The sequence below is a fragment of the Ulvibacter sp. MAR_2010_11 genome, from assembly GCF_002813135.1.
Lineage (GTDB): Bacteria > Bacteroidota > Bacteroidia > Flavobacteriales > Flavobacteriaceae > Altibacter.
Map to the genome: position 1 here is coordinate 1,572,669 of NZ_PHTY01000001.1, position 25,643 is coordinate 1,598,311.

At 39.0% G+C, this 25,643-nt stretch carries 29 protein-coding genes; 10 read left to right on the top strand and 19 right to left on the bottom strand.

The annotated features are described in order from the left end of the window. Nucleotides 1-125: 125 nt before the first annotated feature. A complete protein-coding gene (locus ATE92_RS07220; protein WP_100803057.1) occupies nt 126-563 on the bottom strand; it encodes a hypothetical protein in 438 nt (145 codons plus the stop codon). Nucleotides 564-697: 134 nt separating this feature from the next. Continuing rightward, nucleotides 698-949: a hypothetical protein gene (locus tag ATE92_RS07225; protein WP_100803058.1), complete on the bottom strand. Its 252-nt coding sequence runs from the start codon at nt 947-949 to the stop codon at nt 698-700. Between the two features lie 173 nt (nt 950-1,122). Between ATE92_RS07225 and ATE92_RS07230 the strand changes: the two genes are divergently transcribed. After that, nucleotides 1,123-1,893 (top strand): LexA family transcriptional regulator, encoded by a 771-nt coding sequence (locus ATE92_RS07230; protein ID WP_100803059.1) that lies wholly within the window; start codon nt 1,123-1,125, stop codon nt 1,891-1,893. Nucleotides 1,894-1,945: 52 nt separating this feature from the next. Here the strand turns inward: ATE92_RS07230 and ATE92_RS07235 are convergent, their stop codons facing one another. The 4 genes from ATE92_RS07235 to ATE92_RS07250 form a co-directional block, all read right to left on the bottom strand. Continuing rightward, nucleotides 1,946-2,194 (bottom strand): hypothetical protein, encoded by a 249-nt coding sequence (locus ATE92_RS07235; RefSeq protein ID WP_100803060.1) that lies wholly within the window; start codon nt 2,192-2,194, stop codon nt 1,946-1,948. A 35-nt stretch (nt 2,195-2,229) separates the two neighbouring features. Next, the gene (locus ATE92_RS07240) at nt 2,230-2,430 is read right to left on the bottom strand and encodes a hypothetical protein (RefSeq protein WP_100803061.1); all 201 of its coding nucleotides are present in this window, start codon (nt 2,428-2,430) and stop codon (nt 2,230-2,232) included. Between the two features lie 17 nt (nt 2,431-2,447). Continuing rightward, complete coding sequence (locus ATE92_RS07245; RefSeq protein WP_100803062.1) at nt 2,448-2,666, bottom strand: hypothetical protein; 219 nt, start codon at nt 2,664-2,666, stop codon at nt 2,448-2,450. Between the two features lie 103 nt (nt 2,667-2,769). After that, nucleotides 2,770-4,023 carry a 3-deoxy-D-manno-octulosonic acid transferase gene (locus ATE92_RS07250; protein WP_100803063.1) on the bottom strand — a complete coding sequence of 418 codons (1,254 nt, stop codon included), beginning with the start codon at nt 4,021-4,023 and terminating at the stop codon, nt 2,770-2,772. A gap of 112 nt (nt 4,024-4,135) precedes the next feature. On the opposite strand from ATE92_RS07250, the gene ATE92_RS07255 reads away from it, so the two are divergent. The 4 genes from ATE92_RS07255 to ATE92_RS07270 all read left to right on the top strand — a co-directional run bounded on the left by ATE92_RS07255 (nt 4,136) and on the right by ATE92_RS07270 (nt 7,868). Continuing rightward, entirely contained in the window at nt 4,136-5,293 is a 1,158-nt protein-coding gene (locus tag ATE92_RS07255; protein WP_100803064.1) for a DegT/DnrJ/EryC1/StrS aminotransferase family protein, read from the top strand. After that, complete coding sequence (galE, locus tag ATE92_RS07260) at nt 5,293-6,321, top strand: UDP-glucose 4-epimerase GalE (protein ID WP_100803065.1); 1,029 nt, start codon at nt 5,293-5,295, stop codon at nt 6,319-6,321. The genes ATE92_RS07255 and galE overlap by 1 nt, the downstream gene beginning before the upstream one ends. Beyond that, nucleotides 6,318-7,592: an amidohydrolase family protein gene (locus tag ATE92_RS07265; protein WP_100804390.1), complete on the top strand. Its 1,275-nt coding sequence runs from the start codon at nt 6,318-6,320 to the stop codon at nt 7,590-7,592. The genes galE and ATE92_RS07265 overlap by 4 nt, the downstream gene beginning before the upstream one ends. An 84-nt stretch (nt 7,593-7,676) precedes the next feature. Next, a complete protein-coding gene (locus ATE92_RS07270; RefSeq protein ID WP_100804391.1) occupies nt 7,677-7,868 on the top strand; it encodes a hypothetical protein in 192 nt (63 codons plus the stop codon). Here ATE92_RS07270 and fabD read toward each other — a convergent pair. The 4 genes from fabD to ATE92_RS07290 are packed head-to-tail and all read right to left on the bottom strand — an operon-like array spanning nt 7,865 to nt 10,577. After that, nucleotides 7,865-8,746, bottom strand: coding sequence for an ACP S-malonyltransferase (gene fabD / locus ATE92_RS07275; RefSeq protein ID WP_100803066.1), 882 nt, complete (start codon nt 8,744-8,746; stop codon nt 7,865-7,867). The genes ATE92_RS07270 and fabD overlap by 4 nt on opposite strands. Before the next feature lie 36 nt (nt 8,747-8,782). After that, nucleotides 8,783-9,628 carry a fructosamine kinase family protein gene (locus ATE92_RS07280; RefSeq protein WP_100803067.1) on the bottom strand — a complete coding sequence of 282 codons (846 nt, stop codon included), beginning with the start codon at nt 9,626-9,628 and terminating at the stop codon, nt 8,783-8,785. A 5-nt stretch (nt 9,629-9,633) separates the two neighbouring features. Beyond that, nucleotides 9,634-10,116: a dihydrofolate reductase gene (locus ATE92_RS07285; RefSeq protein ID WP_100803068.1), complete on the bottom strand. Its 483-nt coding sequence runs from the start codon at nt 10,114-10,116 to the stop codon at nt 9,634-9,636. Next, nucleotides 10,113-10,577, bottom strand: a complete 465-nt coding sequence (locus ATE92_RS07290) for a 2TM domain-containing protein (RefSeq protein WP_100803069.1) — start codon at nt 10,575-10,577, stop codon at nt 10,113-10,115. The genes ATE92_RS07285 and ATE92_RS07290 overlap by 4 nt, the downstream gene beginning before the upstream one ends. 62 nt (nt 10,578-10,639) lie before the next feature. On the opposite strand from ATE92_RS07290, the gene ATE92_RS07295 reads away from it, so the two are divergent. Then, nucleotides 10,640-11,716 carry an aminotransferase class V-fold PLP-dependent enzyme gene (locus tag ATE92_RS07295; protein ID WP_100803070.1) on the top strand — a complete coding sequence of 359 codons (1,077 nt, stop codon included), beginning with the start codon at nt 10,640-10,642 and terminating at the stop codon, nt 11,714-11,716. 4 nt (nt 11,717-11,720) lie between these two features. Here the strand turns inward: ATE92_RS07295 and ATE92_RS07300 are convergent, their stop codons facing one another. The 9 genes from ATE92_RS07300 to ATE92_RS07340 form a co-directional block, all read right to left on the bottom strand. After that, complete coding sequence (locus tag ATE92_RS07300; protein ID WP_232729131.1) at nt 11,721-12,236, bottom strand: DUF3124 domain-containing protein; 516 nt, start codon at nt 12,234-12,236, stop codon at nt 11,721-11,723. Between the two features lie 24 nt (nt 12,237-12,260). Beyond that, nucleotides 12,261-13,238: an L-histidine N(alpha)-methyltransferase gene (locus ATE92_RS07305; protein ID WP_100803072.1), complete on the bottom strand. Its 978-nt coding sequence runs from the start codon at nt 13,236-13,238 to the stop codon at nt 12,261-12,263. Between the two features lie 16 nt (nt 13,239-13,254). Further along, on the bottom strand, nt 13,255-14,418 hold the full coding sequence (egtB, locus tag ATE92_RS07310) for an ergothioneine biosynthesis protein EgtB (protein WP_100803073.1): 1,164 nt from the start codon (nt 14,416-14,418) through the stop codon (nt 13,255-13,257). A gap of 183 nt (nt 14,419-14,601) precedes the next feature. Then, nucleotides 14,602-15,036 carry an energy transducer TonB gene (locus tag ATE92_RS07315; RefSeq protein ID WP_100803074.1) on the bottom strand — a complete coding sequence of 145 codons (435 nt, stop codon included), beginning with the start codon at nt 15,034-15,036 and terminating at the stop codon, nt 14,602-14,604. Between the two features lie 33 nt (nt 15,037-15,069). Continuing rightward, nucleotides 15,070-15,894, bottom strand: coding sequence for a thymidylate synthase (locus ATE92_RS07320; RefSeq protein WP_100803075.1), 825 nt, complete (start codon nt 15,892-15,894; stop codon nt 15,070-15,072). An 80-nt stretch (nt 15,895-15,974) separates the two neighbouring features. Then, nucleotides 15,975-17,744 carry a NupC/NupG family nucleoside CNT transporter gene (locus ATE92_RS07325; RefSeq protein WP_100803076.1) on the bottom strand — a complete coding sequence of 590 codons (1,770 nt, stop codon included), beginning with the start codon at nt 17,742-17,744 and terminating at the stop codon, nt 15,975-15,977. Between the two features lie 3 nt (nt 17,745-17,747). Then, a complete protein-coding gene (locus tag ATE92_RS07330; protein ID WP_100803077.1) occupies nt 17,748-18,380 on the bottom strand; it encodes a bifunctional nuclease family protein in 633 nt (210 codons plus the stop codon). 84 nt (nt 18,381-18,464) lie between these two features. After that, entirely contained in the window at nt 18,465-19,433 is a 969-nt protein-coding gene (locus tag ATE92_RS07335) for an electron transfer flavoprotein subunit alpha/FixB family protein (protein WP_100803078.1), read from the bottom strand. Nucleotides 19,434-19,520: 87 nt separating this feature from the next. Next, on the bottom strand, nt 19,521-20,261 hold the full coding sequence (locus tag ATE92_RS07340; RefSeq protein ID WP_100803079.1) for an electron transfer flavoprotein subunit beta/FixA family protein: 741 nt from the start codon (nt 20,259-20,261) through the stop codon (nt 19,521-19,523). A 267-nt stretch (nt 20,262-20,528) separates the two neighbouring features. Here ATE92_RS07340 and ATE92_RS07345 point away from each other — a divergent pair, with 267 nt between their 5' ends. The 4 genes from ATE92_RS07345 (at nt 20,529) to ATE92_RS07360 (ending at nt 25,608) form a co-directional block, all read left to right on the top strand. Continuing rightward, nucleotides 20,529-21,509 (top strand): pyruvate dehydrogenase complex E1 component subunit beta, encoded by a 981-nt coding sequence (locus ATE92_RS07345; RefSeq protein ID WP_100803080.1) that lies wholly within the window; start codon nt 20,529-20,531, stop codon nt 21,507-21,509. Between the two features lie 60 nt (nt 21,510-21,569). Next, nucleotides 21,570-24,059 carry a DUF5686 and carboxypeptidase-like regulatory domain-containing protein gene (locus ATE92_RS07350; RefSeq protein WP_100803081.1) on the top strand — a complete coding sequence of 830 codons (2,490 nt, stop codon included), beginning with the start codon at nt 21,570-21,572 and terminating at the stop codon, nt 24,057-24,059. A 74-nt stretch (nt 24,060-24,133) separates the two neighbouring features. Next, the gene (locus ATE92_RS14215) at nt 24,134-24,946 is read left to right on the top strand and encodes a M23 family metallopeptidase (protein ID WP_100803082.1); all 813 of its coding nucleotides are present in this window, start codon (nt 24,134-24,136) and stop codon (nt 24,944-24,946) included. Nucleotides 24,947-25,080: 134 nt separating this feature from the next. Beyond that, a complete protein-coding gene (locus ATE92_RS07360) occupies nt 25,081-25,608 on the top strand; it encodes an inorganic diphosphatase (RefSeq protein WP_100803083.1) in 528 nt (175 codons plus the stop codon). The last annotated feature ends 35 nt before the right edge of the window (nt 25,609-25,643 follow it).

Sequence of the window (25,643 nt, forward strand, 5' to 3'; positions counted from 1 at the left end):
AAGGTTAAAAACCCCAAACTACTTATTATAATGATTTTTCTTACAAAACGGCTAACGAGTTATTAACCAAGTTATTAATAATTGCTGGATTGCAGTTGATATAAGTAAGAAATTTCGCTAATGTACTATTTTTTGTTTTTAGCAAATAGCAGTTTGTATAATTTATTTACAAGCATATTTCCCAAAGGAAAATAAAGGGCGAAGAAGAGTGCCATAGCAAGTGCAAACACATGTGGTCCAAATGTCTTGTCTAAAAAATTATTTGGATAAATATAGGAAGTTCCCATGGTGTATCCCCCAAATTCCAATAAGGCCATTGCGACCAACCCATAGGCATATTGTGTAAAAAAGTCATATCCGCGTAGAAGTATTGATATTGGAACCATATAGAGTATATAGGTTGGAATTATTTGCCACCAATAGGTAAATTTTGCAATTTCTGTATAATGCCCAAAGGCATTCATAAGGATGCCCCATAGTAAATAGACCACTATATAAAGATAAACACGATTTCGTTCTATTGTCTTTAATTTTTGAAGAAGTACTTTTGCTGTCTTTTGCATCGGGTTTGTTTATTGGAAGTAATCTTAAAAATACTGATATATCAATAAAGGTTGGCGACTACTTTCAAATTAAAGAGTCATAAAATAAAAAACCCGGCAAGGCCGGGTTTTTTATTTTTCAAAGAGACCAACTTCTATTGGTCATCATTTTTGATTGCATCTTCTACGTCATTCGCAGCTTCGTTAACAGCATCACCTGTTTCTTCTGCCGCATTTTCAATAGCGTCACCCGCATCGTTCATCGCATCTTCTACGTCGTCTGCTGCGTCATCCATTACTTCTTCCATGTCGTCGGCAACATCGTCCGCTTTTTTTTCGGTTTCTCTACAAGAATAAATAGAGAATACTAAGCTTAAGGCTGCAAAAGATAAAAATAGTTTTTTCATTGTTGATTTAGATTAGTGATTAATAGACAATAAAAGTAGTTATTTTTTTTATAGATATACTTTTTTGTCAAAATTTTTAAAAATGAATACGATTATTCCAATTTTCTAAAAGCTGAAATAGGAATAAGTCCAATATTTAATTGGATATATTCCAAAATTGAATATATTTGAGTATGGAAAAAGTAATCCCAATTGAAGCCAGTCGCTTTAAAAAGATTCGTGAAGAGTTACACCATACACAGCAATCCTTTGCCGAATTACTGGACATTGGCAGTACCACAGCCGATATAGAACGCGGAAAGACTAAAATAACAGGGAAAGTAGTAATGGATCTACTCCGCCTGTTTCAAATCAACCCGCTTTGGTTGTTTGGTGAAAGTTTTACCAAACATGTAAACTTACTCGGTGGTGATGTTAGTCCGAAAGTTATTACAGTTGATAAAGAAGAGAATGAAACCATTTTATTGGTGAATCAGAAAGCTGCTGCAGGGTATCCGCAAAATATTCAGGATGTAAGTTGGTATGAAAAGCTTCCGGCATTTAACATCCCATTACCTCAGTATCGCAATGCCACTTATAGAGGGTTTCAAGTAGAAGGAGATAGTATGTTGCCCAACATACGTCCCAATGAGTGGGTGTTAGGAAAAGCAGTTCCAAGTATCACTGAGGCCAATGACAGCAAAATATATATTGTAGTTTTAAAAGATTCGGTGCTTGTAAAAAAGCTACAAAAAGTAAGAAATAGCCTGGATAAGGTGCGTCTTATTTCACTTAATGAGGAATACTTGCCAATCGATGTTGAAGTAAGAGATATTCAAGAATTGTGGTTGGTTAACAGCAAATTGAGTTTTGGAATTGACGAGCCTAACGATAGCAGTTTATTGCGACAACTACAGCAATCCATGGAGGAGTTAAAAGGACAAATTAGTAATTTAAAGGCATAAAAAAACGACTCGGTTAGGAGTCGTTTTCTATGGTTAAACTAATTACGATTTATTAGTTATCGTCATTATCAGTTTTTACTTTCATTTTGGATTCGCCGTCCTCTTCTTTTATTTTCACGCTTTTATCGTCGGTTTCCATCTTTATTTTGGTTTCGTCGCCATCTGTTTTCACTTTAATGTCGGCTCCATCTTCCTGCATTTCCTCAATAAGGGTTTCTTTTTCAGATTTTTGCTCTCTACAGGAAGTAAATGAAGCGCCAATAAATAATGCTGTCAGGGTAATTAATGCTATTTTTTTCATTGTTATAAGTTTTAATGGTTATGTATTATTTTATATTAAGCGTCGTCCTCTCCGCCAAGGCCGGTGTTTTCTTGAACTTCATCTACACCTTCCTGAATAGTATTTTCAACCGGATCTGAAGCATCGTCATCCATCACATCTTCAACATCATCTGCTTTTTTCTCGGTTTCTCTACAAGAAATAAACGTGGTTGCAAATATTGCTAGTACAAACAAACTTAAAATTAGCTTCTTCATAGGACTTTTTTTTTTGATTAATCGTCGTTACCAATTTTATCGATTTCTTCATCAATTTCCTCGTTTATCTCCTTGTCTACTTCTTTTGCTGCTCTTTCCAGTATTCCGGGATCTTCTTCTTTTACTTCTACCTTCACTTCACGGACCACTTCCTTGGTTTCGGTTTTGGTTTCTCTACAAGAAACTGTTATGAAAATTGCAAATAATAGAACTGATATGGCAAATAATTTTCTCATATTATTAGGTTTGTGTTAATTTATTGTCCAAATCTAACTATTTTAACATTTGGACAATGGTAAAGTTTTATTAAAGTTTTTATGAAATACCTATTGTCGGTGCCTAAATAAGTCCGCCTGTATGTAGTTTCTGAATATATTCCATGGTTTTACGGGTAGCACCGGTATTTTTATTTACAAAATGCTCACATATCATCCCGGTTTTACTTCGGAACGCCGAATCTTCCACAAGTTTAATGAGTATAGCAGTACATTCTGAAGCATTTTCAATGGAGAACAATCCTGCAAGTTGTTGTAGTCTTTCAGCCTCAGGAAAATTTTCGTAATGTTTTCCAATTACAATCGGAACCCCAAAGGTGGCCGGTTCCAAAATATTGTGTAAGCCGGTATTCCCCATCGCACCGCCAACATAAGCAATGTCTGCATAACTGTAAATTTTGGTAAGAAGGCCTATCGTGTCGATTAGCAAAACGCTATTGGACGATAGGTTTTGACCCTCCTTTTCTGAATACAAAACGCTTTTTTTGTCAATTTTTTTCCTGAATGCTTCTATTTTCAAAGGCTCGATTTTGTGGGGAGCAATTATAAACTTTACCATTTCCGGAGCATTGTTTATGTATTCCAACAAGACAACTTCATCTTCGGGCCAGGTACTTCCGCATACGATGCAAATTGAGTCTTGTTTAAAGTCGGCCACAAAAGCCAGCGTATTGTCCTGTTCAATTTGATGAGAAACTCGGTCGAACCTGGTATCGCCACTCACCGTGACATTGGTGATGTTTAAGTCTTGTAGCAAAGCTTCAGAAGTAGCATTCTGTACAAATATATGATTGAATGTATGTAGTGCCTTTCGCATAAAACCTCCATGCGCTTTAAAAAAGAGTTGATCTTTTCGGAATACACCCGAAATAAGCAATGTAGGGATGTTGTTAGCCTTCAATTCTAATAAATAATTGGGCCAGAACTCATATTTTACAAACAGAGCCAGTGAAGGGTGCACCATTTTCACAAACTTCCTGGAATTAGCCTTAGTATCCATCGGTAAATACACAACCACATGGGCCAGTGGCGTGTTTTTCTTAATCTCATATCCTGAAGGGGAAAAAAAAGTAACTACAATTTTATGCTCTGGAAATTCTTTCTTCACTGCCTGAATAATGGGAACACCTTGTTCAAATTCCCCCAAAGAGGCGCAATGAAACCAGATTGTTTTATCATTGGGTTGAATCGAATTTTTAAGTATTTCAAATACGCCTTTTCTGCCCTGTACAAAAAGTTTCAGTTTTTTGCTGAAATGTTGCGCAATCCGTAGATGGAAGTATGTTATATGGGTTAAAAAATTGTATAAAATTCGCATGGATGAATTCTGAAGTGCTAAAATACGCTTCTTTGATTAATTACATTGCTTGCCGTTTTCAATTTTCGTAGTTTTACGGCAAGTTAGTACTAACTTTTCTTCAGTAGTATATATGAAAAAAATTCAGATGGTTGACCTAAAAGGTCAGTATGAACACATTAAAGACAGAGTGAATTCTTCGGTAATCGAAGTAATCGAATCTACTGCCTTTATCAATGGCCCCGAAGTACATTCGTTTCAAAAAGAATTAGAGGAATATCTGGGTGTAAAACACGTGATTCCTTGCGCCAACGGCACCGATGCTTTGCAAATTGCCATGATGGGCTTAGGCCTAAAACCCGGAGATGAGGTAATAACGGCCGATTTCACCTTTGCGGCAACTGTTGAGGTAATCGCCTTGTTAGGACTTACCCCGGTCCTGGTAGATGTAGATCCGGTTAATTTTAATATCGATATTGAAGCAATAAAAAGAGCAATTACCCCAAAAACCAGAGCGATAGTCCCTGTACACTTGTTTGGTCTTGTGGCTAATATGGATGCTATTATGGAAATTGCCGCGGAGCATCACTTGTATGTAATCGAAGACAATGCGCAGGCCATAGGTGCTACCTATACAAGTAAAAACGGAACAAAACAGAAAGCAGGAGCGATAGGTCATGTGGCTTCCACTTCTTTTTTCCCTTCAAAAAACCTGGGTTGTTATGGTGATGGCGGTGCTATTTTTACCAATGATGATGATTTGGCGCATATTATTCGAGGAATTGTAAATCACGGAATGTACATTCGATATCATCACGATGTTGTGGGAGTGAATTCCAGACTGGATTCCATTCAGGCGGCTGTGTTAAGAGCAAAGTTACCGCATTTAGACACTTATAATGCAGCTCGTAGAAAAGCAGCAAAGAAGTATAGCGAAGCATTTGCAGGCGTTGAAAACATCATCTCACCTTCTTGCTTTTGTAGCACAGAAGATTTTGGCTGTGCGTCATGTGATTGCCATGTTTTTCATCAATATACCCTTCGTATTTTAAACACAGATCGGGATGCTTTGGTGAAGCATTTAAACGAAAACGAGATTCCATGCGGAGTCTATTATCCAATACCATTGCATCTGCAAAAGGCCTATTTGGATGAACGCTATAAAGAAGAGAATTTTAAGGTAACCAATCAATTGGTTAAAGAGGTTGTTTCATTGCCCATGCACACCGAACTGGATGATGAACAAATAGATTTTATTACAAGTACTGTTATAAATTTTGTTACCAAATAATGAAAAAAATACTGGTTACAGGAGGATTAGGATATATAGGATCGCATACCGCGGTCGAATTACTTCAGAAGGAATTTGAAGTAATTATAATAGATAATCTTTCAAATTCTACAATTAATGTCCTGGAAGGAATCACCAATATCACAAAAAAACCTCCCACTTTCGAAAGGTTAGACTTAAGAGAAAAGGCACAAGTTGAAGATTTTTTCCTTCGGAATAAGGACATTTCGGGAATTATACATTTTGCGGCAAGCAAGGCTGTTGGTGAAAGTGTTGAAAACCCGTTGTTGTACTACGAAAATAATGTAAATACCCTTATTTATCTCCTTCAGGAGTGCAAGGCGCATAGCATTCCTAATTTTATCTTTAGCTCCTCATGTACGGTATATGGAGAGCCAGATTCGCTTCCAATAACAGAAAATGCCCCGATAAAAGCAGCAATGTCTCCTTATGGAAATACAAAACAAATCAGTGAAGAAATTATAGCCGATTTGTGTGCTGTGCATCCCGAAATGAATGCTATCGCCCTTCGATATTTCAATCCGATAGGCGCACATCATTCCGCCGAAATAGGAGAACTTCCGCTTGGAGTACCACAGAATTTAGTGCCTTTTATTACACAGACTGCGGCCGGAATTCGCAAAGAACTATCGGTTTTCGGCAACGATTATCCCACCCCCGATGGCAGCTGTGTTCGCGATTATATTCATGTGGTGGATCTGGCAAAAGCACACGTGATCGCCTTGCAACGCCTACTTTCCGGCAAAAATGAATCCAATTTGGAAATTTTCAATGTAGGAACCGGCAGAGGAAGCTCGGTGATGGAAGTAGTTCATGCTTTTGAAAAAGTGACAAAACAAAAATTGAATTATAAATTTGTGGGCAGACGTCCCGGTGATGTGGTTTCGGTATATGCAGATACTCAAAAAGCGAATGACGTTTTAGGCTGGAAAGCCGAAAAATCGATGGAAGATGCTTTGTCCTCGTCCTGGAAGTGGGAAAAAAAAATAAGAAACATAGAATCATGAAAAAACTACTTATTATTTTAGGTCTGTTAGTATGCTTCGGAAGCAATGCACAAGAGACTTTATTGCATTGCGGAAAGATAGTCGATACAAAAAACGGCAAAATACTTACGAATAAGACCATTGTGGTTTCAGGCAAAAAGATAATCCGACTTGAAGACGGATTCACTACACCGAAAGAGGGTGACAAAGTAATAGATTTAAAAACCAAAACAGTTTTACCGGGACTCATCGATATGCACGTTCACATTGAAGGAGAAACAAGCCCCACCAGATACCTGGAAACCTTTACACTAAATGAAGCCGATGTGGCTTACAATGCGGCCGAAATCGCAAACAGAACATTGTTGGCAGGTTTTACAACCGTTCGTGATATGGGTGGTAGTGGCGTAAATGTGGCTCTTCGCAATGCGATTGCGAAAGGGAAAATCCCCGGACCTCGTGTTTTTGCCGCCGAAAAAGCAATAGGAACCACCGGGGGGCACGCCGACCCTACCAATGGATATCGTGCTAATTTAATGGGAGATCCCGGACCTAAGGAGGGCGTAATTAATAGTATGGATGATGCCCGTAAGGCAGTAAGACAACGCTATAAAAATGGCGCCGATTGGATTAAAATAACTGCTACAGGAGGTGTATTAAGTGTAAGTAAGAATGGACAAAACCCTCAGTTTACACAGGAAGAGGTTAATGAAATTGTAAAAACTGCAAAAGAATACGGGATGAGTGTTGCAGCCCACGCACATGGAATTGAAGGCATGAAACGCGCCATCAAGGCCGGAGTCTTGACCATAGAACACGGTTCGTTGATGGACAGGGAAACAGCTTTACTAATGAAACAATACGGAACGTATTTGGTGCCTACCATGTCTGCCGGAAGGTATGTGGCCGCAAAGGCAAAAGTACCCGGCTATTACCCCGATATTATCATTCCGAAGATATTGGAAATCGACGCCAAGCTGCGGGAAACCTTTGCTATGGTCAATAAAGAAGGGGTGAATATCGCTTTTGGGACAGATGCCGGAGTATTTCCTCACGGGGAGAATGCCAAGGAATTTGGGTATATGGTCGAATCGGGGATGACACCTATGTTTACCTTACAATCTGCAACCCTTACCAATGCAAAATTATTGGACATGGAAAATGAACTCGGACAGCTTGCTGTTGGATTTCTAGCCGATATTGTTGCGGTGGATGCAGATCCCACCCAGGATATCAAAACCATGGAAAATGTTGTCTTTGTAATGAAAGAAGGCGTCATTTATAAGAATTAACTACGCTTTAACGAAGGTTTAACGGCCTATTGTTGCTGCTCGCTAGTATTCGTTGTTCTTTTGCCGCAAATGAAAAACGGAGTTATGAAGTTGATAACAATAAAGAGAACAACAAAAAAAGAAAAACGCTTTACCGAAAAAATGGGAATGCTAACAGCAAATGTTGTATACATTCAGAAAGCTTTTTTGTCCATACCATTCAAAACAATCCATGCGTATCGTGAAACCTATTACGGTAAGATGAAAGATTGTGATGAGTGTGTGTTAAGTGCTTAAAACGAAGCCTTTTCGGTTTCGACTTCCGGGTTAATTTTCTTTACCAAGCCCTGTAATACATTACCCGGACCTACTTCAATAAAACGTGTTCCACCATCTTTAATCATATTTTGCACACTTTGTGTCCACTTTACTGGCGCGGTTAATTGAAAGACGAGGTTCTTTTGTATTTCTTTTGGGTCGGTTACCGCAAAGGTGCTTACATTCTGATAAATAGGGCAGGCCGGAGCCGTAAATTGCGTGGCTTCTATCGCTGCTGCCAATTCCTCGCGCGCAGGCTCCATTAACGGACTGTGAAACGCACCTCCAACCGGAAGTAATAAGGCTCTGCGAGCCCCTGCTTCTTTTAAGGCTTCACATGCCGCATTAACGGCATCGATGTCACCACTTATTACCAATTGTCCTGGACAATTATAATTTGCCGCTACTACAATTCCCGGAATATTTGCACAAATTGCCTCAACAATATGATCGTCCAATCCTAAGACTGCTGCCATGGTAGACGGAGTTAACTCACATGCCTTTTGCATTGCCAAAGCACGCTTGTAAACCAGCTGCAAGCCGTCGCTAAAAGCAAGGGTACGGTTTGCCACCAAAGCAGAAATTTCACCCAACGAGTGCCCTGCCACCATATCGGGCTGAAATGTATCTCCCATCACCTCGGCTAATATGGTCGAGTGTAAAAAAATGGCAGGCTGGGTTACCTTGGTTTCTTTTAGCTGGTCCGTAGTTCCTTCGAACATAATTTTGGTAATATCAAAACCAAGTATTTCATTTGCCTGAGTAAATAGATCCTTCGCCTTGGAGGATGCTTCATAAAGATCAAGACCCATTCCTGTAAATTGAGCGCCTTGTCCGGGAAATATATATGCTTTCATGGTGTGTAGTTTAGTTGTACAAAAATAGAATTATTTCTAGGAATACTTTTTAATTATAGCTTTCACTTGCGAGAAATAACTACTGCCAAATAAATTAAGATGAACCAGGAGGTAATACAACTGCCAAAGTGAAGTACGTTCTTTAAATCCTTCATACAAGGGAAAAATCTCGTGATATTTGAAATAAACCTCGTCCGAAAATCCGCCAAAAAGTTGCATCATCGCCAAATCCATTTCTCGTGGTGCAAAGGCAGCAGCAGGGTCTATCAAAACCGGAGCTCCGGTTTCATCTATCATATAGTTTCCATTCCATAAATCTCCATGAATTAAGGAAGGAGGCTCGTTAGGGACTAATATTGTGCTGTTTTTGAAAAAAGCGTCCATATTGGAAAAGGAATAGCCTTTGGTTTCCGCCAGCCTTAATTGCGGTTCCAGTCGCTGTGTAATATAGAATTCGGAAGGCGATTCCTTCAATTTATTAGTCTGTGGTAAGTTTCCAATATAATTGTTGTGATCAAGTCCGAAATATTGTTGCGTATTGCCATGCAATGCGGCTAATTTTTCGGCAAAAATGGTCCAAAAATGTGCCGATGCTTTTCCTGAAGGAATATATTCCATCAACAAATACGAGCTGTTTTCGAAGCTACCTTCAGCAATAACTGAGGGAATTTTAAAACTGTTGGTCGAAGTCAGAAGTTGTAGTCCTTTGGCTTCGGCTTCGAACAAGTCGGGAAATTTTGAGGCACAATTTAATTTTACTACATAACTTTCAGAAGGACATTTCAGTAAAAAAACATCGTTAATGTCACCGCCGCTCAGGCGAACAGTTTCTGAAAGCTGTAAATGATTTTGGGATGCTATTTCTTGAAGTAGCTTATTCACAAGTACTATTTACGAATCCAGGTTTGATAGGTAAATGCAAACTTGTGACGCTCGTCTTTACCGTGAGGAATTTCAGAAACCAGCTCCCAGATGTCGGGGTCAATTTCAGGAAAATAGGTGTCCACGGTAAAAGTAGCATGTACACGAGTGAGTTCTATTTTATCGGCCACGTCCATCCCTATTTTATAAATTTCACCACCACCAATTATAAAAGGATTTTCATCACTACTAGCTTTAATCAATGCTTCATCCAGACTATGAACTACCACCGCACCTTGCGCGCTGTAATTTTCATCGCGGGTAATCACTAAGTGTGTTCGGTTGGGCAAGGGTTTGGGGAAGGATTCGAAGGTTTTGCGCCCCATAATAATGTAATGCCCCGTTGTAAGTTGCTTAAAGCGTTTAAAGTCATCGGGTAAATGCCAAACCAAATCGTTGTCTTTGCCCAATTCGTTATTTTCGCCCGCCGCCGCTATCATTGTAATCATAGTTCGTTCTCTGCTGTTGGGTTTGATGGATTGTTTTTTTTTAAGGAATCTGTATCAGGAAATTCATCCGGACGAGCGGCTTTCACTTCGGCAACAGTCACTTCTTGCACTGCTTGCTTTTTTAATTCGGTTATTCGAGCTGATTGTTGTGCTTTTAACTTCTCCAATTGTCTGGTTTCCCATTCTTTTCCCATGAATTTGTTTGTGATAAACACATTGAAAACATGAATCAAGAATAGAAAGACCCAAATTAAAATGGCCCAGACAAACCAGTTTTGAATAAAAAATTCCTTTCCTACGCCCAAAACAGGATTAATAATGATAAGCAATACCGAGCCTACCAGAAATACAATAAAATGCTGCATCAATCTTTTTTTCTGTTTGATTCTTGCACGCGCATATTCGTATTGTTCTCGCTGTTCTGGGTCAATTCTTTCGGTTTTTTTAGTTTTTGAAAACATAGTTTGTTACTTTTAGCACTCTTGTAAAAATACCTAATTTTAGTTGTTTACTCTTGTGTCTTATGGAAGATTTAAGAAAAGAATTCCCCGTTTTATCTAAGTATATCTACCTCAATACCGCCTCCAGTGGTTTAATTTCCAAATCGTTAGTTTCCTGGCGTCAATCGCATGACATTGCATTACATAAAGATGCAAGTGTTTTTAGAGATTTACACAAGGAACACATAAAAAGTATTCGCCGAACCGCCGGAAGGTTTTTTGGTGCTGCCGAAAATGAAATTGCCTTGCTTCCCAACTATTCATTTGGTTTGAATACGCTGTTGGAAGGCTTGCCGAAAAGTAATAAGGTATTATTATTAAATAAGGATTATCCTTCCATTAATTGGCCTTTCGAACAAAGAGGATTCCAGCTATGTTATACCGACATTGACGAAAATCTTGAAAATAATATTCTTCAGGCTGTCGCCGAACATCAACCCGATGTGTTTGCGTTTAGCATCGTACAATACTTAAACGGAATTAAATTGGATTTCGATTTTCTGAAGCAATTGAAGGCATATCACCCAAATTTGCTGCTTGTTGCAGATGGCACCCAATATTTAGGAACCGAAGTTTTTAATTTTTCTGAAAGCCCCATAGATGTGTTGGGCGCCAGTTGCTACAAATGGTTGTTGGCAGGCTACGGAAACGGAGTTTTTATGATTAAAACCGAAGCACAGTCAAAGATACATCCGTCCACCATCGGATTTAATTCAGCTGATGCAGTTTTTGGTAATCGGGATGAAATTCCATTTATGAAACATTTTGAACCGGGGCATCAGGATACCTTAAATTATGGAAGTCTGGAACAGGCTATTTTAAACTTGGAGGCGATTGGGATGGAGGATGTTTCGGAAAAAATTGCGACACTCTCAAAAAAGGCGAAACTGCGATTTACCGAACTGGGACTCTTGGAAGATGCTGTTGTAAAACGAAGCAAACACTCAAATATTTTTAATATTAAAGGGGATTCCGCGCTGTTTCAGAAATTAAAAGAACAAAAAATTATTTGTTCCGAAAGGGATAAAGGAATTCGAGTGAGTTTTCACTTTTACAACACAGAAGCGGATCTTGAAACGCTTTGCAAAATACTATCCTGAAATACTATTTTTTTCGAATGCCCTGTGTAGTAAATGACAATCCCTGTTGCCCCGTAGTAGAAATCATTACGGCTTCAAAAAAGGGAATGAGACTGTTCTTTTTTACAGCCCAATCGAAAACAAAATTTGCGCCGGTTCCACCTGCTTTATCGTCCTCATTCACGACAATTTCGATGGTTTCCATGGGCTTAACAAATACAGGTTTGTCAAAATAAGATCTAATAAGTTCGCCATGTGTATTGTAGTAATCTGCTTTCGACAGATATACTGTGTCCTTCAGACTTATATTTCGAATACTAACGGTCGCCGTGAGATCGAAGGTGAAATTTTGATTTCGCTGATAGATTTCGGAATAAACAGGGAGATAGGTACTTCCTTTTTCCAAAAGACTGTCATGAATTGTAGTTACGGCAGCTCTTTCAGCCCAGTTATTGGGCGGAGGAATTTGTTGCCTCACCACCACAGGATTTTCACATCCCATAAACCCTAAAACACATATCAGTATGACCAAATAGTTCATATGCCTAATTTAATGAGCGACAATTTACAGGTTTTTTTTCTGAAAAACATAATTGGTGTAATAAGCCTTTTCGTCCGAAAAAGATGTGACGATTTCCAAACCACTTTTATTGGCTAACCATTCAACGGTTTGCTCATCGTATTTTTGAGAAATTTCGGTGTGTATCGTTTCCCATTTCTCAAAATGAACTTCCAGATCGATATCTTTTATCAACACTTTTTGAGCTTCGGTAGCAACCAAATAACTTTTTGCCGTACCGGTTTCGGGATTATAAGTCTCCCAATGCTTAAATTTAGAACTGTCAAAATTTCCGCCAAGCTCCTTATTGATACGCACTAACAAATTCTTATTAAAAGCAGCTGTAACTCCCGTGGGGTCATTATAAGCGTCCAAAATGGTCTGCGGATTCTTCTTTTTGTCGAAACCTACAAAGAGCAAATCCTCCCGGCTCATGACTTCCTGTAAGCTGGTTAAAAAGTTGATGGCACGCTCGTGAAGTAAATTTCCAATGTTGGAACCGAGAAGCATAATAACCTTTTTACGCGAATGGTAATTTTGAAGCCGCTCCAATACTTCAAAATACTCCCCTGTTTCTCCTTCAACATCAATGTTTGGAAGTTCTTTCGATAATGTCAATGACAGTCCGTCAATTGCATTCACGCTAATATCAATAGGTTTATAAACAAAATGAGTGTCTTTATTGGAGAGATATTTCAGCAATATCTTTGTCTTTTTTCCATCTCCGGCACCCAATTCGATAAGATCAAACCCTTCCGAACTTTTTCCGAAAAGGGTTGCTATCTGGGCTACGTGGGCAGATAAAATTTCAAATTCACAATTGGTGAGATAGTATTCGGGCATCGCCATAATATCCTGAAACAGCTTATCTCCGGCCTTGTCATAAATGTATTTTGAATACAGAAATTTAGGCCTACTTGTTAATCCTTTATAGACATCTTTTTTAAATGCGGTGTCGAGTTGTATTGCTGTTGCTAGTGTCATATGCTTTTCCCTGTAATTATTTCGCCAAACGTATTCCTGTAAATTGCCAGCGTAAATTGGTTTGAAAAAAATTGCGGTAAGTAGGTCTAGAATGTGCATCAGGAGTCGCTACCGATGCTCCTCGTAACACTTTTTGATTTACCATAAACTTGCCGTTGTATTCTCCCAGTGCTCCCGGAACTTTTTGATAGCCGGGATAAGGAAGATATGCACTTTCGGTCCATTCCCATCTGCTACCCCAGGTAAAATTATCCTGAGCTACCTCCCATTCAAATTCGGTTGGGAGTCTGCATTCCATCCATTGCGCAAAGGCGAAAGCTTCAAAATAGGAAATATGAGCTACAGGAGCATCCATTACAATTTTCTGAGGTCCGGCAAGAGTAAATTGATACCATTCTCCTTCAATAAGATGCCAATACATTGGCTGTTTTATATTTTCTTTTTGATTCCAGTCCCAGCCTTCGGCATGCCATAGGTTGTGATCTTTGTAGCCTCCGGCTTCCACAAACGCCAGGTATTCTCGATTGGTGATTAAGCGATTGGATATTTCAAAATCGTGAATAAAAACCGAATGTTTCCCCAACTCATTATCATAACAAAAGGCGTGGGAATCGTTATGGCCTATGGTATAAATTCCTTCAGACATAGCAATCCATTCCTGTCTTTGAGTTTCAATAAGGTTTTCAGAAAAAGATTTATGATAAACCGGGAGCAAGGGATTGTGCCCAAGAATATATTTGATATCGGTAAGTAACAGTTCCTGATGTTGTTTTTCATGATGAATCCCTATAAGCAGGATTTCCTGTACTTCAGGAATCGTCGTTTCGTTGAGAAAATCTGTTAACTCTCTTGTAACGTAGTGCCGGTAATCGTAGACCATCGCAACGCCGGGACGAGACATATTTCCGCGATCGGTACGAACTACTCTTTTTCCGACGTTCTCATAATAGCTGTTAAAGACAAAGGCAAAGTCATTATGAAATAGTTTGTAATTTGGTTTGTACGGTTTCAGAATAAATTCCTCAAAAAACCAGGTAGTATGACCCAAATGCCATTTAGGAGGAGAAACATCAACAATGGGTTGCACCACATAGTCTTCAATTTCCAGAGGTTTGCAAATGTTTTCGGTATGTTCACGGGTTTCCAGAAAAAAGGTCACCAAATTTTTAGTTGCTATCATAGATAAGGAGTCGGATTTTATACCTGTTCCTTAAAGATATTAAAACTAAAATGTAAAGATGTTTAGAGAATGTTAAACCCTGTTAGTTGTTCTTCGAATTTTTTTCTCTTTTGAGTCGGGCTTTTTTTCTTTTTTGGTTACTACCGGTCCTTCTACATTAAAAAGGAAGGAATTTCATAACGGTTATTTACCCGTTTTAAAAGTAAAGGGAACCGTGTATTTAATGGCTCTTGGTTTTCCACCCATCATTCCGGGTTTTGCCATTTTGGGAATGGCTAGAATATTGCGTTTGGCTTCCGCCTGTAGAGCGGCTGTACCCCCGCTAACACTATTTACTTCCACAAGACCTTTTTCATTGATCACAAAATCAACAATTACTTTTCCTTGAACATTGTTTTTGTATTCTTCGGCAGGATATTTAAAATTTTTTGAAATGTGTTGTGATAATTTTTGATTGAAACAATTTTGGCGTGCTGTTGCACTACCTGTTTCACAACCCGGCCAAACAGGTGCAATTTCTTTTAAGGTAACTATGTTTTTTTGAACATCACCCCAGTCTTCCTGAGCAACTAAAACAGTGGAGAATAGAATACTGAGGATAAGAAACGTTTTTTTCATAAAGTAGGCTTAGATTTGTTATTTGCCGGAAAATTAAATTGCAACCGCGCCTTTAATATGAGGATGCGGATTGTAATCTTCCAATGTAAAGTCATCAAATTTGAAGCCAAATATATCTTTTACATTTGGATTGAGCAACATTTTTGGCAATGGGCGGGGTTCCCGTGATAATTGTAACTCAACTTGTTCCATGTGATTGCTGTAAATATGAGCATCACCAAAGGTATGTACAAAATCCCCCGGCTGGTAACCGCAAACCTGTGCCATCATCATAGTAAATAGGGCATAGGATGCAATGTTAAAAGGGACTCCCAGAAAAATATCGGCGCTTCGCTGATACAATTGACAAGATAATTTTCCGTTGGCCACATAAAACTGAAAAAAGGCATGACACGGTGGGAGAGCGGCCTTTCCATTTGCCACATTTTCTGAAAAAGGTTTAGAGGTATCGGGAAGGACACTGGGGTTCCATGCGCTTACCAGCATTCTTCGGCTATCGGGATTGTGTTTTAATGTTTGAATTATTTCTGAAATCTGATCGATTTCTTCACTGTTCCAGTTTCGCCACTGATGTCCGTAAACAGGCCCCAGATCTCCGTTTTCATCGGCCCATTCGTTCCAAATTCTAACGCCATTGTCCTGAAGGTATTTTATATTGGTATCTCCGTTTAAAAACCACAACAGTTCGTACACAATCGATTTTAAGTGCAATTTTTTTGTGGTAACCATTGGGAAACCTTCGCTTAAATCGAAGCGCATCTGGTAACCAAAGACACTTTTGGTTCCTGTTCCGGTACGGTCTTCCTTAGCATTTCCGTGTGTAAGTACATGTTTTAAGAGGTCGTGGTATTGTTGCATAAGAGGTAAATAGTGAGCGATAAAAATAAAAAACGTGTCGCGTGATTAAAACTTAAAAAGCGGACTTTTATTATAAGTTATTAACCAATAATCATTCCGGCGATAGTTGCAGAGATCAAGGAAGCAATGGTTCCGCCAATTAAGGCTTTCATACCAAATTTAGACAAGGTCTTTCGTTGTCCGGGAGCTAAAGATCCAATTCCTCCAATTTGAATTCCTATAGAAGCGAAATTTGCAAAGCCACATAACATATAAGTCGCCATAATAATAGACTTTTCGTATTTCAAATGAATTCCGTTTGCAGCATTTTTTAAGTCAGCCAATTGGATATAGCCTACAAATTCGCTAGCTACCAATTTAATTCCTAACAACTGACCCATAAGCATCATATCGTCCTTGGCGACACCTGTTAACCACATAAGTGGTGCAAAGAGATATCCTAATAGAAATTCCAGCGAGAGTCCGTCGTAAGCCGTATTTTTAGCTATAAATTGGTTTAAAGAGGTAAAATGCCAATCGATTCCCATCGATTCAATGGCAAAACCATTAAAACTTGCTGCCCCACCCAGAATACCATTTACCATTGCAATCAAGGCTACAAAAACCAACAACATGGCTCCGACATTCACGGCCAGTTTTAATCCTTCGGTAGTTCCATTGGCAATGGCATCTAGTATATTCGATCCGATTTTTTCGGTGGAAACCTGTACGTCGGTATTAATTGCTTCAGTTTGCGGATACAGAATTTTAGATATCACGATGGCACCCGGAGCTGCCATGACCGATGCTGCCAGTAAATGCTTTGCAAAAACCAATCGTAACACAGGGTCATCACCTCCCAAAAAGCCAATATAGGCTGCTAAAACGGCTCCTGCTACCGTTGCCATTCCTCCAATCATCACCAAAAGCATTTCAGACTTGTTCATCTTTTCGAGATACGCCTTTATTAAAAGAGGAGCTTCAGTTTGTCCTAAAAATATGTTTCCGGCAACACTTAGGCTTTCTGCACCCGATATCTTTAATAATTTTGTCAATAACCAACCCATGGCTTTCACTACACGTTGAATAATGCCGGTGTAAAAGAGTACTGAAGTAAGCGCTGAAAAGAAGATAATGGTTGGTAGGACCTGAAAGGCAAAAATAAATCCGAAAGTGTCCATATCTACTACCAGTCCTTCAAACAAAAACTGGCTCCCGGCTCGGGTAAAATCGAGGACGCTTATAAATACTTTTCCAATTGCTTCAAAAATACCTTTCACAAAAGGCACTTTCAATACTCCAATGGCAATCACCAACTGAAATGCGAGTCCGATTCCAACAGTTTTCCAATTGATTGCTTTTTTGTTGGAGCTGAAGAGCCAGGCAATTACAATAAGTGAGATCATGCCCAAAATACCCCGCCAAAGACTTCCGAAGGAGAATCCTTCAGAAGGAATTATTTGTGAATCAAACTTTTCTTCATCTGGAGAGGAGGTAAGTGTTGTGGCGCTATCTGTTTCTGAAACCCTGAATTTATACGAAACATTATTTTCAGAAAAAACCAAGGTAGAATCGGTTAGCTGTGAAACACGATATCGTCTTATGGTGTCTGAAGGCTGATTGTAAAAGAAAACCAATAAATTATTTTGAAAAATATAATCTCCGGATGCTTTCAGGTTGTTGTTTGCCTCCAGATGAAATTTGAAAGCCCCATTTTCCAATTTCAGAAAATCGGTAGCCTCATTAATAGGAAAGAGCAGTTCGCCTTTTTGAGTTTCTACTGCCGAAAACTCCCAGTTTTTTTCAACAGATTGTCCAAAAGTTACAATGGATACAAATAGTAAAACTGCAAGGAGTAGAAGGTTTCGCATTGGTTATTTTTCCCTTTTAGAAATTTCATCCCGGATCCTGGCGGCCTTTTCGTAGTCTTCATTTGTAACGGCCTCATCCAACATTTGGTGTAGTTCTTTTGAAGTAAATTTTGAATAATCTTCACCCGTGATCTTAACAGATTCCCGATCTTCGCCCATGATCAATTCTTCAATTACAGCTTCTTCATCCTGGGAAACTTCCTCCTTTTTCTTTTTTGGGGTGGTTTTCAAAAAGATACCTGCCTTATCGAGAATGTTCTTATAGGTAAAAATGGGTGCTTTAAATCTCAGCGCAAGTGCAATGGCGTCACTGGTTCGGGCATCGATGATCTCTTCAATTTTATCTCGTTCACAAATAATACTCGAATAAAAGACACCATCCACCAATTTGTGAATAATCACCTGCTTGACCACAATATCGAAACGATCGGAAAAATTCTTAAATAGATCGTGGGTAAGGGGTCTTGGAGGTTTTATTTCCTTTTCCAAGGCAATGGCAATGGATTGGGCTTCAAAAGCACCAATAACAATAGGAAGTTTTCGATCACCATCTACCTCACTTAGAATTAAGGCATAGGCCCCGTTTTGAGTTTGACTGTATGAAATTCCCTTTATATTAAGACGTACTAAACTCATAGGATAAAACTAAAAAGAGCTGTTTAAATAGGGACGTTTCCTTCCTTAAACAGCCCTTTTTTCAAGGCACAAAATACTAAAAAATTATGCGTTTTGAGCTTTAAACTCTTTTAATTTTTCGTTGAGTTGCGGAACCACTTCAAAGGCATCCCCAACCATTCCGTAATCGGCAGCTTTAAAGAAAGGAGCTTCGGGATCGTTGTTAATTACCACTTTTACTTTTGAAGAATTAATTCCTGCCAAATGCTGAATCGCTCCTGAAATTCCGATAGCGATGTACAAATTGGAAGCTACCGGCTTCCCGGTTTGCCCAACGTGTTCACTATGCGGTCTCCAGCCCATATCACTTACAGGTTTCGAACAAGCAGTCGCAGCACCTAAGGTTTTGGCTAATTCTTCGATCATTGCCCAGTTTTCAGGGCCTTTTAATCCGCGACCTCCCGAAACTACTATTTCTGCATCGGCGATGGTAACTTTGTCGGTTGCTTTGTCTACAGATACAATTTTCATATCGAAGTCGTGAGCATCCAAATTAGGAGCAAATGCTTCGGCAGTTCCTGCAGCAGAGTTTTCCTTTAATCCGTAAGCGTTTTTTGCCAGGCCTATTATTTTTACAGCCGTATTGATTTCAGTGATAGAAAAAGCCTTATTAGTAAAGACACTGTGTTTTACTCTAAAAGGAGAAGTGCTTGAGGGCAATTCGGTTACATTGGGAACATAACCGGCTTCCAGATTTACCGCTACCAGAGGCGCCATAAATTTGCTGTTCACACTTGAAGTTAAAATAACTACGGAAGCTCCTTCCTTTTTGGCGGCTTGAGCAATCACGTCGGCATAGGCTTCGGCGTTAAAGTTTTGCAATTTATCATTGGAAACTTCCAATACTTTTGCTGCCCCATAGGTGCCAAGTTCGGATGCATTTCCACCATTAACCGTCACGGCAGTTACCGAAGTTCCCATTGTATCGGCGATTCCTTTTGCGTAGGATACCGCTTCAAATGCTACTTTTTTAAATTTTCCTTCTTCAGATTCTGTATATACTACTACTGACATATTTTTTTGAAATTATAAATTTTTTAAATTCCAAATTCCAAAGAAAAGAATTGAAATTTGTGATTTTGTTTTTATGATTTGTTATCGCTAGATAACCTTGGCTTCGTTATGTAACAGATCTATTAATTCGTCCACAGTATCGACCAGTTTTACAGCACCTTTGGGAGCCGGCTTTTGGAAAGAAACTGTTTGTGTTTCGGAATTTGTATCCACGGGATCTTTTACCGTTAAGGGTTTGGAACGTGCCTGCATAATACCGCGCATGTTTGGGATGCGAAGATCACTTTCTTCAACCAATCCTTTTTGTCCACCTACAACCAGCGGCAATGAGGTTGAAAGTGTTTCTTTCCCGCCGTCGATTTCGCGAATGGCCGTTGCATTATTGCCATCAACTTCCAGATTGATACAGGTATTCACAAAATTGGCACCAATTAATTTGGCGATCATTCCGGGAACCATTCCTCCGTTGTAGTCGATTGACTCACGGCCGCCGATAATTAGGTCGTAAGCACCTTCTTTTGCCACATGCGCTAATTGTTTGGCTACCGAATATCCATCGGTGGCCGGGGTATTCACTCGAATGGCTTCATCGGCACCAATGGCCAATGCTTTACGTAAAGTTGGCTCTGTTTCGAGTCCTCCAACGTTGGCAACATGCACTATAGCACCTTGTTTTTCTTTAAACCACATGGCACGGGTGAGTCCGAATTCGTCATTCGGATTAATCACAAATTGCACTCCGTTGGTATCAAACTTCGTATCGCCTTCAGTAAAATTAATTTTTGAAGTAGTGTCCGGTACATGACTTATACACACTAATATTTTCATTGTAAGTTGTTATTTTGAATTGAAATATTTTCGGGCTACGAAGATACATATATATTTCATAATTTTCCTATGCATGCATAGGAAAATTATGAAAATTGCTTTTACTTTTTAAAAGTATTATAGTATAAAAGAATCATCATTCATCGAAGCACCTTTATATAAAATACGTTCTATTTAACTTGAATTGTTTATTTAATTGCCGCAAAATGATAAATAGTCTTATTTTTGTCTTTCTGAATTTTTTCAGCCGTATAAATTCAATAAATTATGAAGACATTACAATTCCGTGAAGCCATTTGTGAAGCCATGAGCGAAGAAATGCGCCGTGACGAGAGTATATACTTGATGGGTGAAGAAGTGGCCGAATACAACGGAGCTTATAAGGCAAGTAAAGGCATGCTGGATGAATTTGGAGCCAAACGCGTAATTGACACCCCTATTTCCGAACTTGGTTTTTCAGGAATTGCCATCGGTTCAGCCATGAATGGCAACAGACCCATCGTAGAATACATGACCTTCAATTTTTCATTGGTTGGGATTGATCAGATTATCAATAATGCGGCAAAAATGCGGCAAATGAGTGGCGGACAAATTAATATTCCAATTGTTTTCAGAGGTCCAACAGCTTCAGCAGGTCAGCTTGCTGCCACGCATTCACAAGCCTTCGAAAGCTGGTTTGCCAATTGTCCGGGTTTAAAAGTGGTTGTGCCCAGTAATCCGGCCGATGCCAAAGGATTGTTGAAAAGTGCCATTAGAGATGATGATCCTGTAATTTTTATGGAGAGTGAACAGATGTATGGAGATAAGGGAGAAGTTCCCGAGGGAGAATATCTTATCCCTTTGGGAGTTGCTGAAATTAAACGCAAAGGAAAGGATGTGACCATTGTTTCCTTCGGAAAAATAATAAAAGAAGCTTACAAAGCTGCTGAAGTATTGGCAGAAGAAGGTATCGAATGTGAAATTATCGATTTGCGAACCGTTCGTCCAATGGATCACAATACCATCCTCGAATCGGTTAAAAAAACAAATCGGTTGGTGATTTTAGAGGAAGCATGGCCGTTTGGTAATGTCGCCACCGAAATTACGTATCAGGTGCAAAGTCAGGCGTTCGATTATCTGGATGCTCCTATTATTAAAATTAATACTGCAGACACACCTGCTCCCTATTCACCTGTTTTATTGGAAGAATGGCTTCCCAACAGTAAGGATGTAATTAAAGCCGTTAAAAAAGTACTTTACATTGCATAGTGCTCAATGTAGTATATTGTAATAAAAACTTACCCACATCTATAGACGCTTATCCGGCTTATGAAGCATTGTCTCCTTTTCTTTTTACTTTTTACTTCTATTCTGGGGGCACAGACCAAGATTAGTGGAGTTATTCGCGACTCTACGGGCGAACCTGTGGCATTTGCCAATGTTATCTTTAAAGATTCGAACGAGGGGACTATTTCCAACGAAGATGGGAGGTTTTATCTGGAAAGCGATGATACCTATACCGAAGTTGTTTTTTCGTTTATTGGGTATGCCAATACCGAGGTAGCACTTATGCAACGAATTAATTATAACATGGTGGTGGTCATGGAAGAGGAAGCGTCGTCACTAAATGAAGTTGTTCTTATAAGTGGAAAACAGGACAAAAAAAATAATCCTGCCATCGATATTCTTCGGAAAATCTGGGAAAATCGGAGAGAGAATGGTGTGAAAAAATTCAAACAATACCAATACGATAAATACGAAAAACTTGAATTTGATTTGAATACCATAGATTCCGGACTTATAAAAAGTAAGATTTTTAAAGGAATGGAATTTGTCTTCGATCAAATAGACACTTCCAATATTACCGGAAATACCTATCTGCCAATCTTTATAAATGAAGCCTATTCCAAAGTATATGGTGATAATATAATTTCGGAAGAAAGAGAAGTACTCGAAGGGAATAAAAATTCTGGATTCGATAATAACCAAACGCTTATCGCCTTTGTGAAAGATTTGTACAGCGAATACGACGTCTACGACAATTACCTGAAATTTTTCGACAAAGCCTTTACCAGTCCGTTATCACGCACCGGAATAGATGTATATAACTATGTTTTACTGGACAGTGCCTACCGCGATAACAAATGGTGTTATAACATTGTTTATTATCCGAGACGGAAGAACGAACTGACCTTTAAAGGTGATTTTTGGGTAAATGATACTACCTGGGCAATTAAGGAAATTAATCTTCAGGCATCCAAAAGTGCCAACCTAAACTGGGTTCGTGAAGTGTATATCGAGCAAGAGTTCGACGTACTAAACGATTCAATATTTCTTATCACCCGTGATTATTTTTTAAGCGATTTCAGTTTTCGGAAAAAGGAAAAGGCAAGGGGAATGTATGGAAAACGCACTACTCTTTATGATAAATATACTTTCGATATTCCGAAGGATAAAAAATTCTACAGTGAACAGGTAGACCCGTATCAGTACGAAATATACAATCGACCGGATGAGTTTTGGGAGCAAAACCGAATGGAGCAGCTAAGTAAAGATGAAAAGGGAGTGTATAAAATGCTGGATACGCTAAAAACTGTTCCACGTTTTAAAGCTTTATACAATTTGGGCGCAACTTTGGTGAGCGGTTATTATGAAATCAATAATGTTGATGTAGGGCCTATCTTTTCGATATTCGGATTTAATGAAGCCGAAGGGATGCGAATTCGTTTGGGTGGACGTACCTACTTCAGTCAGAATGATCCGTGGCGACTGGAAGGTTTTGGCGCTTATGGGTTCAAGGATCAGCAGTTTAAATACGGTATTTCAGCAAAATGGTTGCTGGACCGAAAAACCAGGCTCACAATATTCGGGGGTAACAGAAAGGACGTAGAACAAACCGGAGCCAGTTTAACCAACAGCAATGACGTTTTGGGAAGAAGTTTGGCATCTTCGTCTTTAATTTCGGTAGGCGCAAACGATCGTCTCACACGAATAAATTTAACCACAGCAGGATTTTCTATGGAGCCGGCCAAAAACTTTATGGTACGACTTACGGGGTCCTATCGTACGTTGCGATCGGCTACCGAAACCTTTAGTATCGATTACAATGTAAAGGAAAATGGTGAATTTACCGGCGAGGTGAGAAGTGAAATCTCACAACCCGAAATCGAGCTGGCCTTTAACTACACACCCAAGAAGAAAACCTCGGGCTATGGTGTGGAACGAACCGTTATAAACGATGGAAATTACGCATCGTTTTATTTGGGCTATACTTATGGTTTAAAGGAAATTATGAGTGGCGATTTTGAATACCAAAAAATTCAGGCACTGTACACACAGCCATGGAATATAGGAGGCTTAGGTCGTTTGTATTCTACCGTTGAGGTGGGAAAAACCTTTGGTGAGGTTCCATTAAGTTTACTGAATCCTATACCCGGAAATCAAACGTATTTCAGCATTTACAATTCGTTCACTCAGTTGGATTACTACGAATTTGTGAGTGATACCTACACTTCACTGCACCTACAGCACGATTTTGGCGGACGATTCTTTTCCCGAATTCCATTATTGCGAAAATTAAATTTACGGGAAGTAATTGGTTTCAGAGCGGTGTATGGCGCAATATCGGATGAGAATATCGCCTTGAATGCCTCAGGAGTTGCTTATCAGGCTCCCGGCGATATCTACTATGAATACAGTGTAGGAGTGGGGAACATTTTTAAAATCTTCCGTCTCGATTTCAATTTCCGGGGCAATTATCTTCAAAACCCTGATGCGAGAAAATTTGGGATTACCGGAGTTTTTGGCTTCTCATTTTAGTTTTTTTTGTATCTTTAAACTCCTCCCATCAAGCATCTTAACCTAAAGTTTGGTTTAAATTAAAGTATTTTCAGATGAAAACGATTTGTATTGTGTTTTTCTGCTTGATGAATATTTCGCTTTATGCGAAACCCAACGTCACCTATTATCAGGAGTATGAAGCTTTGGGTTTTGCACTCTATGCAGACAATCATGAAATCTGTCCGGTGTATGTTCAATTCGATTTTACCCTCAGAAACTTAAGGGTGGAAAATAAATCCAAGGCTTATTTTGTAATTCCTCCAAAAAGTGTCCGATTTAAAATTACAAACCTATTAGTGGTTAGCCCTTTAGAAGATTTTAGCTTTACATACATTGCGAATACTAATTTTGGAAATCCTGAAGATTCAGATTACGATGGAGTATTTCAGTATTACTTGCCTTTTAAAAAGGGCGAAGCTTATAAAGTGAAACAAGGCTATGAAGGAGCGTTTTCACATCTCGATACCTATGCAATCGATTTTGACATGCCCGAAGGCACCGAAATTTATGCAGCCAGAGGCGGAATGGTGGTAAATGTTGAACAAAGCCATGAAAAATCTTGTAAGACAGAAGCGTGTGCCAAAGACAATAATTTTATTTTAATATACCACAATGACGGCACTTTCGCCGAGTATTCACATATCAAACACAATGGATCTTTAGTTAAAAAGGGCGATATGGTTAAAATAGGACAAGCCATTGGTTACAGCGGTAATGTGGGATGGTCTGATGGGCCTCATTTGCACTTCGAAGTATATCTACCCAAACCATTTCAAAAAGAAAGATTAAAAACGAATTTCCTCACCGGCGATGGTAGTGATTATAGCATATTAGCCGAATATATGCAATACACGAGAGATTACTAAAAACAGACAAAATTAAAGTAAAAGCGCCATCAATATTTGATGGCCTTTTCTATTTTAAGGACGTTTATTTCACTACTTTTGCAGTCCCAAAAAACAAGGGGTTTATTTATAGTTTACAATCAAAATTTAAGGTGATGACAGCAGCAAAAAGAAAAACATTCGATGTATTAATTGAAATCCCAAAAGGGAGTAGAAATAAATATGAATACGATTTTAAATTAAAAAAAATTCGCTTCGACAGAATGTTATTCTCTTCGATGATGTATCCTGCAGATTACGGTTTTATTCCTGAAACATTGGCACTGGACGGAGATCCGCTTGACGTATTGGTATTGGGTGGTGAGCCAACATTCCCAATGTGCGTGATGGAAGTAAAGCCTATTGGAGTTTTCCATATGGCCGATGAAAAAGGACCGGATGAAAAAGTAATCTGTGTTCCCGTTTCCGATCCTATTTGGAATAGTTTGAATGACCTTTCAGATATGAATCCGCATATTGTAAAGGAAATTGAGCACTTTTTCCAAGTATACAAAGACTTAGAAAAAAAACGTGTTGATGTCGGCGGCTGGGGAGATGCTTCCGAAGCCTACGAAATCGTCGATAAATGTTTGGAACGGTATGAAGATAGTGACCACAAAAAACAAAAGAGTTTTACCATTTAATAAAGAACTTTAAATAGGAAAAAGAACCCGTTCAA

Coding starts and splice junctions, on each gene's coding strand:
- ATE92_RS07220 (WP_100803057.1), bottom strand. CDS start 563: ATGCAAAAGACAGCAAAAGTACTTCTTCAAAAATTAAAGACAATAGAA.
- ATE92_RS07225 (WP_100803058.1), bottom strand. CDS start 949: ATGAAAAAACTATTTTTATCTTTTGCAGCCTTAAGCTTAGTATTCTCT.
- ATE92_RS07230 (WP_100803059.1), top strand. CDS start 1,123: ATGGAAAAAGTAATCCCAATTGAAGCCAGTCGCTTTAAAAAGATTCGT.
- ATE92_RS07235 (WP_100803060.1), bottom strand. CDS start 2,194: ATGAAAAAAATAGCATTAATTACCCTGACAGCATTATTTATTGGCGCT.
- ATE92_RS07240 (WP_100803061.1), bottom strand. CDS start 2,430: ATGAAGAAGCTAATTTTAAGTTTGTTTGTACTAGCAATATTTGCAACC.
- ATE92_RS07245 (WP_100803062.1), bottom strand. CDS start 2,666: ATGAGAAAATTATTTGCCATATCAGTTCTATTATTTGCAATTTTCATA.
- ATE92_RS07250 (WP_100803063.1), bottom strand. CDS start 4,023: ATGCGAATTTTATACAATTTTTTAACCCATATAACATACTTCCATCTA.
- ATE92_RS07255 (WP_100803064.1), top strand. CDS start 4,136: ATGAAAAAAATTCAGATGGTTGACCTAAAAGGTCAGTATGAACACATT.
- galE (WP_100803065.1), top strand. CDS start 5,293: ATGAAAAAAATACTGGTTACAGGAGGATTAGGATATATAGGATCGCAT.
- ATE92_RS07265 (WP_100804390.1), top strand. CDS start 6,318: ATGAAAAAACTACTTATTATTTTAGGTCTGTTAGTATGCTTCGGAAGC.
- ATE92_RS07270 (WP_100804391.1), top strand. CDS start 7,677: ATGAAGTTGATAACAATAAAGAGAACAACAAAAAAAGAAAAACGCTTT.
- fabD (WP_100803066.1), bottom strand. CDS start 8,746: ATGAAAGCATATATATTTCCCGGACAAGGCGCTCAATTTACAGGAATG.
- ATE92_RS07285 (WP_100803068.1), bottom strand. CDS start 10,116: ATGATTACAATGATAGCGGCGGCGGGCGAAAATAACGAATTGGGCAAA.
- ATE92_RS07290 (WP_100803069.1), bottom strand. CDS start 10,577: ATGTTTTCAAAAACTAAAAAAACCGAAAGAATTGACCCAGAACAGCGA.
- ATE92_RS07295 (WP_100803070.1), top strand. CDS start 10,640: ATGGAAGATTTAAGAAAAGAATTCCCCGTTTTATCTAAGTATATCTAC.
- ATE92_RS07300 (WP_232729131.1), bottom strand. CDS start 12,236: ATGAACTATTTGGTCATACTGATATGTGTTTTAGGGTTTATGGGATGT.
- ATE92_RS07305 (WP_100803072.1), bottom strand. CDS start 13,238: ATGACACTAGCAACAGCAATACAACTCGACACCGCATTTAAAAAAGAT.
- egtB (WP_100803073.1), bottom strand. CDS start 14,418: ATGATAGCAACTAAAAATTTGGTGACCTTTTTTCTGGAAACCCGTGAA.
- ATE92_RS07315 (WP_100803074.1), bottom strand. CDS start 15,036: ATGAAAAAAACGTTTCTTATCCTCAGTATTCTATTCTCCACTGTTTTA.
- ATE92_RS07320 (WP_100803075.1), bottom strand. CDS start 15,894: ATGCAACAATACCACGACCTCTTAAAACATGTACTTACACACGGAAAT.
- ATE92_RS07325 (WP_100803076.1), bottom strand. CDS start 17,744: ATGCGAAACCTTCTACTCCTTGCAGTTTTACTATTTGTATCCATTGTA.
- ATE92_RS07330 (WP_100803077.1), bottom strand. CDS start 18,380: ATGAGTTTAGTACGTCTTAATATAAAGGGAATTTCATACAGTCAAACT.
- ATE92_RS07335 (WP_100803078.1), bottom strand. CDS start 19,433: ATGTCAGTAGTAGTATATACAGAATCTGAAGAAGGAAAATTTAAAAAA.
- ATE92_RS07340 (WP_100803079.1), bottom strand. CDS start 20,261: ATGAAAATATTAGTGTGTATAAGTCATGTACCGGACACTACTTCAAAA.
- ATE92_RS07345 (WP_100803080.1), top strand. CDS start 20,529: ATGAAGACATTACAATTCCGTGAAGCCATTTGTGAAGCCATGAGCGAA.
- ATE92_RS07350 (WP_100803081.1), top strand. CDS start 21,570: ATGAAGCATTGTCTCCTTTTCTTTTTACTTTTTACTTCTATTCTGGGG.
- ATE92_RS14215 (WP_100803082.1), top strand. CDS start 24,134: ATGAAAACGATTTGTATTGTGTTTTTCTGCTTGATGAATATTTCGCTT.
- ATE92_RS07360 (WP_100803083.1), top strand. CDS start 25,081: ATGACAGCAGCAAAAAGAAAAACATTCGATGTATTAATTGAAATCCCA.